Source organism: Streptomyces sp. NEAU-W12 (assembly GCF_026242095.1).
In the GTDB taxonomy this organism is placed as follows: domain Bacteria; phylum Actinomycetota; class Actinomycetes; order Streptomycetales; family Streptomycetaceae; genus Streptomyces.
Window position 1 is genome coordinate 1 of the sequence record NZ_JAPJDM010000008.1, and the last position, 12,157, is coordinate 12,157.

Below are 12,157 nucleotides of genomic sequence, written 5' to 3' on the forward strand. Positions count from 1 at the left end.
CCTTCGGCCTCGGCACCTACACCGAGCTCCCCTCCTCCAACCCCGCCGTCCTGGCCTTCCTCCGGGAGTACGAGGACGACCTGGTGCTCTGCGTCAACAACTTCTCCCGCTTCGCCCAGCCCACCGAGCTGGATCTGAGCGCCTTCGAGGGCCGTCACCCGGTCGAGCTGTTCGGCGGGGTGCGTTTCCCGGCCGTGGGGGCGCTGCCGTATCTGCTGACCCTCGGGGGCCACGGCTTCTACTGGTTCCGCCTGCGCGGGGATGCCGCGTAGCACACGGGGAACCCGGAGTGGGGCGGTTTCTCCCGCCCCGCCCGGGGCACGCATCAGTAACACCCCGACGATCCCGGGGAAAGGACGCGACTGAAATGTCGGAAGCCGTCATACGTACGGTCGCACCCCCGCCCGGCCTCCTTGTGTCGCTGGACCCACTGCTCAGGGAGTGGCTGCCGCGGCAGCGCTGGTTCGCGGGCAAGGGACGCCCGGTCACCGGGTTCACCCTGGTCGCGGCCACCGAGCTGCTGCCGCCCACCGCCCGGCTGGGCCTGTACCACCTGCTCGTCCGCGCCCACCAGCCCGACCCGTCCGTCCCGCCCGGCTCGCCCGCCCCCGAGGGCGGCGCCGCCCACCCCGGTGACTGCTACCAGCTGCTGATCGGGGTGCGTGAGGCGCTGCCGCCCCGGCTGGCGAACGCGCTGATCGGGCACGTGAGCGAGGGCCCGCTCGCCGGACGGACCGTCTACGAGGCCCTGCACGACGCCCGGCCCGCCGAACTGCTCCTGGAGGCCCTGCGCACCCGGGCCCGGATCGGCGTTCTGCGCTTCGAGCGGGACCCGGGGCAGGAGATCCGGCCCGGTCTGGTGCCGCGCCTGATGACGGTCGAGCAGTCGAACTCGTCCGTCGTCTACGGGGACGCGTTCATCCTGAAGCTGCTGCGCCGGATCGTGCCCGGGGTCAACCCCGATCTGGAGCTGCCGCTGGCGCTGGCCCGCGAGGGCTGCCCGCGGGTGCCGCCGCCCACGGCGTGGCTGGTCGCGGACCCGGACCCGGCCGACCCCGGTGAACCGCATGTGCTGGGTGTGCTCCAGCCGTACGTGCAGGGCGCGACGGACGGGTGGGAGCTGGCGCTGCGGGAGCTGGCCAAGGGTGAGGACTTCACCGCCGAGGCGCGCGCGCTGGGACGGGCCACCGCCGAGGTGCACACCGCGCTGGCCCGCGCGCTGCCGACGGTCACCCTGGGCCACAGCCGGCTGCGGATCATGGTCGCCGGCATGGCCGAGCGGCTGGCGGCGGCCGTCCGGGCGGTGCCCGCGCTGCGGCCGTACGCGGCCGGTCTCGGCTCGGCGTACACCGCGCTGGAGGCCCTGGCCGCCGAGGGGCAGACCTGGACCGCCCAGCGGGTGCACGGCGATCTGCACCTCGGCCAGTGCCTGCGGTCCCCGGCCGGTGGCCCCTCCCACGCTTCCGGCGGTGGGGGAGAGTGGTCGCTGATCGACTTCGAGGGCGAGCCGGCCCGGCCGCTCGCCGAGCGGCGGATGCCGCAGCCCGTGGTCCGGGACGTGGCCGGCATGCTGCGGTCCTTCGACTACGCGGCCCGCTCCGTGGACCCGCCGCAGCCGGACTGGGCCGAGCACTGCCGCGCGGCCTACTGCTCCGGCTACGCGGAAGCGGGGGGCAGGGACCCGCGCACCGATCCCGTGATGCTGCGCGCCTACGAGACGGACAAGGCCGTCTACGAGGTGCTGTACGAGGCCCGGCACCGACCCCAGTGGCTTCCGGTCCCGATGGCTGCGGTGCGCAGGCTCGCCGGCACCGACCAGACCTGACCCACCCGCCCTTCCTCCAGGAGGCTCCGTCCGTGACCCCCCTCCCCGAGTCCAGCGGTTCGCATCCCGAGCAGCCGGCCGAACAGCGGCCCGTCGAGCCGCCGGCGTCCGCGCGGAAGAAGAAGCCCGCGGCAGCCGAGGCGGTATCCGGGAAGGGCGGCCCGAAGAAGGGCGGCTCGAAGAAAGGCGCCGGGAAGAGGAGCACGGCGGAGGGGGCCGCGGCGAAGAAGGGCGTTTCGAAGCGGGGCGAGGTGGGGAAGGCCGGGGGCATGCGGGCGGCGGCCTCCGGCGCGGACCCGGCGGGCGACCGGCCCGCCCCGCCGGAGGCGGAGCTCGCGGTCTCCCCCGCTCTGGGAGCCGCCGACCGGGAGCGGCTGCTGGACGGCACGCACCACGACCCGCACGCGGTGCTGGGCGGGCATCGGGTGCCGGGCGGGGTCGCCTTCCGGGTGTTCAAGCCGTACGCCCTGGCTGTGACCGTGGTCTCCGGGGGCCTGACCGTCGAGCTGCACGACGACGGGAGCGGGTTCTTCTCGGCGCTGCTGCCGCTGCGGGAGGTCCCGGCGTACCGGCTGCTCGTGACGTACGAGGGGGCGGTACGGGAGGTCGAGGACGCGTACCGGCTGCTGCCCACGCTCGGCGAACTCGATCTGCACCTGATCGGCGAGGGACGCCACGAGGAACTGTGGACGGCGCTCGGCGCCCACCCCATGACCCACCAGGGCGTGCGGGGCACCCGGTTCGCGGTGTGGGCGCCGAACGCGCGCGGGGTGCGGGTGGCGGGCGGCTTCAACTTCTGGGACGGCACCGGACACCCCATGCGGTCGCTGGGCTCGTCCGGGGTGTGGGAGCTGTTCGTGCCGGGGGTCGGCGAGGGTGAGCTGTACAAGTTCGACATCACCCGGCCCGACGGTTCGAGGACCCTGCGCGCCGACCCGATGGCACGGCGCACCGAGGTCCCGCCGGCCACCTCGTCGGTCGTCACGTCGTCGCGGTACGCGTGGGGGGACGCCGAGTGGCTGGAGCGCCGTGCCCGCGTGCCCGCGCACGAGGCGCCGCTCTCGGTGTACGAGGTCCATCTGCCCTCCTGGCGGCCGGGCCTGTCGTACCGCCGGCTCGCGGACCAGCTTCCCGCGTACGTGAAGGACCTGGGGTTCACACACGTCGAGCTGATGCCGGTCGCCGAGCATCCCTTCGGCGGCTCCTGGGGCTACCAGGTCACCGGTTTCTACGCGCCCACGGCCCGTCTCGGCACCCCGGACGACTTCCGGTACCTGGTCGACGCCCTGCACCGGGCCGGCATCGGCGTGATCATGGACTGGGTGCCGGCGCACTTCCCGCGTGACGCGTGGGCGCTGGCCGAGTTCGACGGCCGGCCGCTGTACGAGCACGCGGACCCGCTGCGGGCGGCCCATCCCGACTGGGGGACCCTGGAGTTCGACTTCGGGCGGCGCGAGGTGCGCAACTTCCTGGTGGCCAACGCCGTGTACTGGTGCGAGGAGTTCCACATCGACGGGCTGCGCGTGGACGCCGTGGCCTCGATGCTCTACCTGGACTACTCGCGCGAGCCCGGCCAGTGGCAGCCGAACGAGCGCGGCGGCCGGGAGAACCTGGACGCGGTGGCGTTCCTCCAGGAGATGAACGCGACCGTCTACCGGCGGTGCCCGGGTGTGGTGACGGTCGCGGAGGAGTCCACGGCCTGGGACGGCGTCACCCGGGCCACCCATCACGAGGGCCCGAGCGGTTTCGGCGGGCTCGGCTTCGGGCTGAAGTGGAACATGGGCTGGATGCACGACTCGCTGGAGTACATGAGCCACGAGCCGGTGCACCGCAGGTACCACCACCACGGGATGACGTTCTCGATGGTGTACGCGTACAGCGAGAACTACGTGCTGCCGATCTCGCACGACGAGGTCGTGCACGGCAAGCGGTCACTGGTCTCGAAGATGCCCGGCGACTGGTGGCAGCAGCGCGCCGGCCTGCGCGCCTACCTCGGCTTCATGTGGGCCCATCCCGGCAAGCAGTTGCTGTTCATGGGACAGGAGTTCGCGCAGGGCGCGGAGTGGTCCGAGCAGCACGGCCCGGACTGGTGGCTGCTGGACCCGGCGTACGGGGCCGAGGCCGACCACCGCGGGGTGCGCGACCTGGTGCGCGACCTGAACACCGTGTACGGGCACGCCCCGGCGCTGTGGCAGCGGGACACCGAGCCGGCCGGGTTCCGCTGGGTGGCCGGGGACGCGGCCGAGGACAACGTGGTCGCGTTCCTGCGGTACGACCGGGACGGCACCCCGCTGCTCGCGGTGTCCCACTTCGCCCCCGTGGTCCGGCACGACTACCTCGTCGGTGTCCCGGACGACGTGCCCGCCTGGCACGAGGTCCTGAACACCGACGCGGGCCGCTACGGCGGCGGCGACGTCACCAACCCGGACCCGGTCAAGCCGCAGCCGCAGGGGCGGCACGGCTTCCCGGCGAGCGTCCGGCTGGTCCTGCCGCCCCTGGCCACAGTCTGGCTGCGCCCGGCCTGACCCGCGGGCGAGCGCTACCCCAGCGTGTCCGCCAGCGGTTCCGGCAGCGGCCCGGTGTGCAGGACGCCGAGCCGCTGGGTGGCGCGGGTCAGCGCCACGTACAGGTCGCTGGTGCCGTAGCGCCCCGGTTCGACCACGAGGACGGAGTCGAACTCCAGGCCCTTGGCCTGCCGCGGGTCGAGCAGCACGACCTCGTGCGTCAGGTCGGGCTCGGCGCCCGCCGTCACCCCGTCGAGGCGGGCGGCCAGCGCGCGGTGCAGGTCGCGCGGGGCGATGACGGCGAGCCTGCCGCCCTGGAGCCCGCCGAGTTCCAGGGCGGCCTCGGCGACGGCGCCGGGCAGGTCGTCGGTGGCGCGGGCCCAGGGGCGTACGCCGGTGGAGCGGACCGAGCCGGGCGGCTCGAAGCCGGGGTGCTCGGCACGGACCACGGCCGCCGCGACGTCCATGATCTCGGCCGGGGTACGGTAGTTGACACCGAGCCGGGTGTGCTCCCAGCGGTCCTCCACGTACGGGGCCAGGATGTCCGCCCAGGAGCCGACTCCGGCCGCCTCCGCGGTCTGCGCCGGGTCGCCGACCAGGGTCATCGAGCGGGTCGGACTGCGCCGCATCAGCAGCCGCCAGGCCATCGGCGACAGTTCCTGCGCCTCGTCGACGATGATGTGCCCGAACGCCCAGGTGCGGTCGGCGGCGGCCCGTTCGGCGGCGCTGCGGTGGTCCTCCTCCTCGTGCCGTTCGGCGAAGCGCTCCGCGTCGATGATGTCGTGTGCGGACAGCACCTCGGAGGATTCGGGGTCGCCCTCCTCCTTGTCGTCGAACTCGAAGGTCCGCGAGGCGTACGACACGTCCAGGACTCCCTGGGCGTACGCGATCTGCGTCTGCCGCTCCCGGTCGGCCCGCTCCCGCACCAAGCGGTCGTCCTCGCCGAGGAGTTCGGCGGCCTCGTCGAGCAGCGGCACGTCGGCGACGGTCCAGTGCCGGGTCAGCGGGCGGCGTATCACGGCGGCGTCCTCGGCCGGGAGGAAGTCCTCGGGTGCGGCGAGGAAGTCGGCGACCAGCCGCTGCGGGGTGATCCGGGGCCACAACCGGTCGACGGCGGACCACACCTCGGGGTTCTCGGCGAGTTCGTCGCGGATCTGGGTGACGTCACTGGGGTCGAGCAGGTTGGTGCCGTCGAACGGGTCGGTGCCGATGCGTTCGGCGACCATGTCGGTGAGCGCGTTGAGGATGTGGCCCTCGAAGTACTCGCGCGAGGCGTTGTGCGGCAGCTCGGCAGCGCGGGTGCGTTCGCGGGCGACCCGTACCAGGCCGTCGTCCAGCATCAGGATCTCGCGGTCGTGCTCGATGGTGATCACCGGGTCGGGCAGCGCCTGCCGGCCGCGGACGACCTCGGCGAGGACGTCCGCCATGGCGGCCCGGCCCTTCACCGCGGCGGCCTCGGGCGTGTCCGCCCGGGTGGCCTTCACGCCGGGGAACAGCTCGCCGACGGTCGCGAGGAGCACACCGGTCTCGCCCAGGCTGGGCAGCACCTCGCCGATGTAGCCGAGGAACGCCGGGTTGGGGCCGACGATCAGCACGGCGCGGCGGGCCAGCAGCTCGCGGTGCTCGTAGAGGAGGTAGGCGGCGCGGTGCAGGGCGACGGCGGTCTTGCCGGTGCCCGGGCCGCCCTCGACCACCAGGACACCGCGGTGCGGGGCACGGATGATGCGGTCCTGGTCCGCCTGGATGGTGCGGACGATGTCGCCCATGCGGCCGGTGCGCGCGGAGTCGAGCGCGGCGAGCAGCACGGCGTCGCCGGTCGGGTCCTCGTGGCCGGTACGGGTCTCGTCGCCGAGGTCGAGGATCTCGTCGTGCAGGGCGGTGACCGTGCGCCCCTCGGAGGTGATGTGCCGTCGGCGTCTCAGCCCCATCGGGGTGTGGCCGGTGGCCAGGTAGAAGGGGCGGGCGACGTCGGCGCGCCAGTCGACGAGGACGGGGGTGCGCTCGGCGTCGTCGGCGCGCAGGCCGATCCGGCCGATGTGGTGGGTGTCGCCCGAGGAGAGGTCGATCCGGCCGAAGCACAGCGAACCGTCCACCGCGTTCAGCGCCGCGAGCAGCCCGGACCGCTCGGCGACGAGGATGTCCCGCTCCAGCCTGGCCTGCATGGGTGTGTTGCCCTGCCCGAGCGCGTCCGTGAGGGACACCTCGGTGTCACCGCGCAGGGCGTCCACGCGTGCGTACAGTCCGTCGATGAATTCCTGTTCCTGCCGGAATTCATGGTCCGGATATTCGCTGTTTGACAATTCCGCTCCCGCCCGGATACACTGTGTCCACTGAACTTCTTTGCGGCTCAACTCTGTTGAAGTCGCGAGTCAACGAATATACGCAGAAGAAACCCCCGGGCGCAATTACCCGGGGGTTTCTTCCGTACGGCGCCGGTGCGTTCAGATCGCCTCGCCCAGTTCCTCGAGCAGCCGCCGCTTGGGCCTGGCGCCCACCATCGACCGCAGCGGCTCACCGCCTCGGAACACCATGAACGTCGGCATCGACAGCACCCCGTACGCGTTGGTGGTGCCCGGACTGGCGTCCACGTCCAGCTGGACGACCTTCAGCCGCTCGCTCTCCTCGGCGGCCAGTGCGCTCAGCACCGGTGCCATCTGCCGGCACGGCGGGCACCAGTCGGCGGTGAACTCCACCAGCACCGGCAGCGGCGACTCGATCACCTCCGCCGCGAAGTCCGCGTCGGTCACTTCCCTCACGCCTTTCGCCCTGCTCACCTGTGCCGCCCTCCCAGTTCGCACACCGGTTCCGGACCTCCCGGAACCGCGGCGTCGGCCGCCAGTGCGTCGCGTACCCGCTCCGCCCGCGCCAGCTGCTCCCCGACGCTCGCCCGTACGGCCCGCAGCTCGTCGACGAGCGCGTCGAGTTCGTCCAGCTTGCGCCGGTAGACCGCGAGCGAGGCGGGGCACGCGTCGCCCTCCGGGTGCCCGGCCCGCAGACACTCCACGAAGGGCCGGGTCTCCTCCAGCCCGAACCCGAACTCCTGCAGCGTCCGGATCTGCCGCAGCAGCTTCAGGTCGCTCTCGTCGTACGTCCGGTGGTTGTTGCCCGTACGCCGCGCGGGCAGCAGTCCCCGTGATTCGTAGTACCGCAGCGTCCGCGTGGTGGTCCCGGCGCGTGCGGCCAGCTCGCCGATTCGCATACCGGTGAACGTAGGCCTTGACGTCGGCGTCAGGGCAAGACGGAACGGGACGAATCCGGGGCCCGGCCCGGAACCGGAACGGAAAAGGGCCGAGCGGCCGGGCTCACGGGGGAGGAAGTCCGGCCGCTCGGCGGCGGGGGGCACCGGGGCGTCGGCCCCGGTGCGGCAGGCAGAAGCCTGTGTGTCAGGCCTTGGCGAGTTCCTTCTCGCCGCCCGGTGCGGGGGCCCCGGCGCGGTCGGCGGGGCCGGCGGGGTCGGCATGGCCGTCGCCGGCGTGCTCGTCGAGCAGGGTGGCCTCGTCGAAGGGGAGGGTGCCGGAGAGGACCTGTCCGACCCGCTCCTTGTCGATCTCCTTGGTCCAGGTGCCGATCAGCACCGTGGCGACCGCGTTGCCCGCGAAGTTGGTCAGGGCGCGGGCCTCGCTCATCAGGCGGTCGATGCCGACGATGAGGCCGATGCCGTCCACCAGGGCCGGCTTGTGCGACTGCAGGCCACCGGCCAGCGTCGCGAGGCCGGCACCGGAGACACCGGCGGCGCCCTTGGAGGCGACCAGCAGGAAGAGCAGCAGCGGGATCTGCTCGCCGATCGACATCGGCGTACCCAGGGCGTCGGCGATGAACAGCGAGGCCATGGTCATGTAGATCATGGTGCCGTCGAGGTTGAAGGAGTAGCCGGTGGGGACGGTGATACCGACGACCGGCTTGCTGACGCCCAGGTGCTCCATCTTCGCGATGAGCCGCGGCAGCGCCGACTCGGACGAGGAGGTGGACAGGATCAGCAGGAACTCACGGCCCAGGTACCTGAACAGCGACCAGACGTTCAGCCCCGCGACGATCCGCACCAGCGCGCCGAGCACCACGAAGATGAACAGCACACAGGTGATGTAGAAGCCGAGCATCAGCACCGCGAGGCTCTTCAGCGCGTCCACGCCCGAGGCTCCGGTGACGGCGGCCATGGCGCCGAAGGCACCGACCGGGGCGGCCCACATGATCATGGCGAGGACCCGGAAGACCAGCCGCTGGATGTGCTCGATGCCGCGCAGGACCGGCTGGCCGGCCTTGCCCATGGCCTGCAGCGCGAACCCGCACAGCAGGGCGACCAGCAGGGTCTGCAGGACCTCGCCCTGGGTGAAGGCGGACACGATCGTGGTCGGGATGATGCCGAGCAGGAAGTCGGTGGTGGACTTGGCCTCCGCGTCGACCTGGGCCTGGCCCGTCTCCTTGACCGCGTCGGTGACCGCGAGCCCCGTCCCCGGGTCCAGGATGTTGCCGACGACCAGGCCGATGCCGAGCGCGACCAGGGACATCACCAGGAAGTAGCCCATGGCGATACCGCCGACGGCGCCGACCTTGGCGGCCTTCCGCACGGAGCCGATGCCCAGCACGATGGTGCAGAAGATGATCGGCGAGATCATCATCTTGATCAGGTTCACGAACCCGGTGCCGATCGGCTTCAGCTCGACCGCGAAGCCGGGTGCCAGCAGACCGACGGCGATGCCGAGGGCGACCGCGATGATCACCGCGATGTAGAGGTAGTGCGTGCGGTCCCGCTTCACTGGGGGAGCGGCAGGTGCCGTATCGGCTGTGCTGGTCACGGCGGCCTCCTTGACGACGTCGTCGGCATCACCGGCGTGCGGCTCACGTCCGGGGAATGGGGGTGGGGATGGGGGGTCGGGGGGTGGGGACTGCCGTGACTATGTCCTGCCCTGTGAGCGCGGTCACCCTTACGTTCATTGAGTTCGCGCCCGCAGGGGGATGCACACTGACGGGATGCGCATCGCCCTTCCGAAACCCCGCAGCCTGGCGGCCCAGCTCTTCGCCATGCAGGCGGTGCTGATAGCGGTGCTCGTGGTGGGATACGCGTTGTTCAGCTACGTCGGCGACCGCAGCCAGGCGGAGGACGCGGCGGGCCGCCAGGCCACGGCGGTGGCCCTGTCCGTCGCGGACTCGCCCTCGGTGCGGGAGTCGATCCGTACGGCCGACCCCTCGGCGACGCTCCAGCCGTACGCGCTGGCGGTGGTGCGCGACACCGACATCGACTTCGTCACGATCATGGATCCGCGGGGCATCCGCTGGACCCACCCCGACCCGGACCAGATCGGCCTGGCGTTCCGCGGCCACACCGCCGCCGCCCTCGAGGGCCACACCTTCACCGAGACGTACACCGGCACCCTCGGCCCGTCCGTCCGCGCGGTCACCCCGGTCCTGGCCGGTGACCGGATCGTCGGCCTGGTCAGTGCGGGGATCCGGGTCGAGGAGATCAGCCAGCGCGCGCAGGGCCAGCTCACCGCCCTGCTCGCGGCCGCGTCCGCCGCCCTGGGGCTCGGCGCGGTCGGCACGTACGTGATCAACGCCCGGCTGCGCCGGCACACCCACGGGATGAACGCGTCCGAGCTCAGCCGCATGCACGACTACCATCAGGCCGCGCTGCACGCCGTGCGCGAGGGGCTCCTGATGCTGGACGGGCGGTACAGGGTGGCGTTGATCAACGACGGCGGCCGGGAGCTGCTGGGTGTGGGGCCGGAGGAGGACGTGGTGGGCAGGCCGGTCGCGGAACTCAGCCTTCCGGCAGCGCTGACGGGTGCGCTGCTCGCCTCCGCGCCCCGGGTCGACGAGGTGCATCTGACGGCGGAGCGGGTGCTGGTGGTGAACACCTCGCCGGTGTCCGGCGGTGAGCAGCGCGGAACCGTGGTGACCCTGCGCGATGTGACCGAACTCCAGTCGCTGATGGGCGAGCTGGACTCGGAGCGCGGCTTCACACAGGCGCTGCGCTCGCAGGCGCACGAGGCGGCGAACCGGCTGCACACCGTCGTCTCGCTGATCGAGCTGGGCCGGGCCGAGGAGGCGGTGGACTTCGCGACCGCCGAGCTGGAACTGGCCCAGGCGCTCACCGACCAGGTGGTGGCGGCGGTGGGCGAGCCGGTCCTCGCGGCGCTGCTGCTGGGCAAGACCGCCCAGGCCAACGAGCGGGGCGTGGAGCTGGTGGTCACGCCGGACAGCCGGCTGGACGACGGACTGCTGCCGGACACCCTGCCCGCCCGGGACCTGGTCACCATCCTGGGCAACCTGATCGACAACGCGGTGGACGCCGCGCTGGGCGGCATGAATCCCCGGGTGACGGTCACCGCCCTCACCGACGCCCGCGCGGAGCTGATCCTGCGGGTGTCCGACACGGGCCCGGGCGTGGACCCGGACCACACCGAGGCCGTCTTCCAGCGGGGCTTCACGACCAAGCCGTCCGGGCCGGGCGGCCGGGGGCTGGGCCTGGCGCTGGTACGGCAGGCGGTGAGCCGCCACGGCGGCACGCTGACGGTGACGTCGGCACGGGACGGCGGCGCCCGCTTCGAGGCACGCCTCCCGCTGCGGACCCCGACGGCGGGCGCCGGCGCCGGCCGCGCCCTGGGAGGCACGGCATGAGCGGCACGCGCCCCATCCGTGTCCTGGTGGTGGAGGACGACCCCGTCGCCGCCGACGCCCACGTGATGTACGTCGGCCGGGTGCCGGGGTTCGTCGCCGTCGGCAAGGCGGCGACGGGCGCCGAGGCACGCCGGGTGCTGGAGCGCACCCCCGTCGACCTGCTCCTGCTCGACCTGCACCTGCCCGACGTGCACGGACTCCGACTGGCCCGTTCCCTGCGGGTTGCCGGGCACCACGCGGACGTCGTCGCGGTGACCTCGGCGCGGGACCTGGCGGTGGTGCGCGAGGGCGTGTCCCTGGGTGTCGTCCAGTACGTGCTGAAACCGTTCACCTTCGCGACGCTGCGGGACCGTCTGGTGCGGTACGCCGAGTTCCGGGCGTCGGTGGGCGAGGCCAGCGGCCAGGACGAGGTGGACCGCGCGCTGGCCGCCCTGCGCGCCCCCGGACCGGCCGCCCTCCCCAAGGGGCTGAGCGCCCCCACCCTGGAACGCGTGACCCTGGCCCTGCGCGAGGCCGACGAGGGCCTGACGGCCAGCGGCGTCGCCGGGGCCGTCGGCATCTCCCGCATCACGGCCCGCCGCTATCTGGAACACCTGGTCGAGGCGGGCCGCGCGGCCCGCCGCCCCCAGTACGGCACCGTGGGCCGGCCGGAGCTGCAGTACCGGTGGGTGGCGTCCCCCGCCTGAGCCGAGGGCGGGGGAACCGGAACACGTGCGGCCCGCGCGTCCGCGCATCCGCGCGATCCGGTGGACGCCGAGCGCCCGACGGCCACCGGTACCCACCACCGGCCGGCTCGGCGCCGTCCCGGCCGGCCCCGGCACCGGGGGCGGCGGGGCGGTGTGGTCGCCCGCGCGGCGGACGGGGTCCGGCACCGCCCGCTCTGCGTGCCCCACCCGCGTCACCGGTGCAGGGGACCGTACGGATGGGAGTGCCGCACTCGCGCCCGGGCCCGCAGCCCGGCCCCGCAGCCCGGCCCCGCCGAGTCGGCGCCCCCCGGCCCGGGTTCCGTGTCCTGCCGTCGCCCTCCCGGCGCCCGCCCTCAGAGGGCTTCGCGGCGGTACGGGGCCCCTGCTCGCGCGGAGCCGAGGGCTTGGGCAGGTGTGCGGGGCGTCGCGAGGCGGGCGGGACGCGACGCCGGGGCGCAACGGCTCGCCGAGGTTGCGGGCCCGGTGTCCGTGGCGGCGGTGCCGGGCACGGGGCCCGTCGACCGGGG

9 protein-coding genes are annotated in these 12,157 nt (G+C 73.3%); 5 read left to right on the top strand and 4 right to left on the bottom strand.

Annotated elements, in window-relative coordinates; translation table 11 throughout:
• The 3 genes from ORI94_RS11485 to glgB all read left to right on the top strand — a co-directional run.
• On the top strand, positions 1-272 hold a 272-nt coding region (locus ORI94_RS11485), incomplete at its 5' end, for an alpha-glucosidase C-terminal domain-containing protein (protein WP_266074392.1).
• A 95-nt stretch (positions 273-367) separates the two neighbouring features.
• Positions 368-1,825, top strand: coding sequence for a maltokinase N-terminal cap-like domain-containing protein (locus tag ORI94_RS11490; RefSeq protein ID WP_266074393.1), 1,458 nt, complete (start codon positions 368-370; stop codon positions 1,823-1,825).
• 269 nt (positions 1,826-2,094) lie between these two features.
• Entirely contained in the window at positions 2,095-4,350 is a 2,256-nt protein-coding gene (gene glgB / locus ORI94_RS11495; protein ID WP_416237810.1) for a 1,4-alpha-glucan branching enzyme, read from the top strand.
• 14 nt (positions 4,351-4,364) lie between these two features.
• Here the strand turns inward: glgB and ORI94_RS11500 are convergent, their stop codons facing one another.
• The 4 genes from ORI94_RS11500 to ORI94_RS11515 form a co-directional block, all read right to left on the bottom strand.
• Positions 4,365-6,647, bottom strand: coding sequence for a HelD family protein (locus ORI94_RS11500; protein ID WP_266074649.1), 2,283 nt, complete (start codon positions 6,645-6,647; stop codon positions 4,365-4,367).
• 123 nt (positions 6,648-6,770) lie between these two features.
• A complete protein-coding gene (locus ORI94_RS11505) occupies positions 6,771-7,103 on the bottom strand; it encodes a thioredoxin family protein (RefSeq protein ID WP_323056041.1) in 333 nt (110 codons plus the stop codon).
• The gene (locus tag ORI94_RS11510) at positions 7,100-7,528 is read right to left on the bottom strand and encodes a MerR family transcriptional regulator (RefSeq protein WP_266074396.1); all 429 of its coding nucleotides are present in this window, start codon (positions 7,526-7,528) and stop codon (positions 7,100-7,102) included. The genes ORI94_RS11505 and ORI94_RS11510 overlap by 4 nt, the downstream gene beginning before the upstream one ends.
• Before the next feature lie 184 nt (positions 7,529-7,712).
• Positions 7,713-9,122, bottom strand: coding sequence for a cation:dicarboxylate symporter family transporter (locus tag ORI94_RS11515; RefSeq protein ID WP_266074397.1), 1,410 nt, complete (start codon positions 9,120-9,122; stop codon positions 7,713-7,715).
• Between the two features lie 175 nt (positions 9,123-9,297).
• Between ORI94_RS11515 and ORI94_RS11520 the strand changes: the two genes are divergently transcribed.
• Positions 9,298-10,944 carry a sensor histidine kinase gene (locus ORI94_RS11520; RefSeq protein ID WP_266074398.1) on the top strand — a complete coding sequence of 549 codons (1,647 nt, stop codon included), beginning with the start codon at positions 9,298-9,300 and terminating at the stop codon, positions 10,942-10,944.
• Complete coding sequence (locus ORI94_RS11525) at positions 10,941-11,630, top strand: response regulator (RefSeq protein ID WP_266074399.1); 690 nt, start codon at positions 10,941-10,943, stop codon at positions 11,628-11,630. The genes ORI94_RS11520 and ORI94_RS11525 overlap by 4 nt, the downstream gene beginning before the upstream one ends.
• Positions 11,631-12,157: the final 527 nt, after the last annotated feature.

Bases quoted from the DNA above. Each gene is read 5' to 3' on its own strand.
- ORI94_RS11490 (WP_266074393.1), top strand. From the start codon at position 368: ATGTCGGAAGCCGTCATACGTACGGTCGCACCCCCGCCCGGCCTCCTT.
- glgB (WP_416237810.1), top strand. From the start codon at position 2,095: ATGCGGGCGGCGGCCTCCGGCGCGGACCCGGCGGGCGACCGGCCCGCC.
- ORI94_RS11510 (WP_266074396.1), bottom strand. From the start codon at position 7,528: ATGCGAATCGGCGAGCTGGCCGCACGCGCCGGGACCACCACGCGGACG.
- ORI94_RS11520 (WP_266074398.1), top strand. From the start codon at position 9,298: ATGCGCATCGCCCTTCCGAAACCCCGCAGCCTGGCGGCCCAGCTCTTC.
- ORI94_RS11525 (WP_266074399.1), top strand. From the start codon at position 10,941: ATGAGCGGCACGCGCCCCATCCGTGTCCTGGTGGTGGAGGACGACCCC.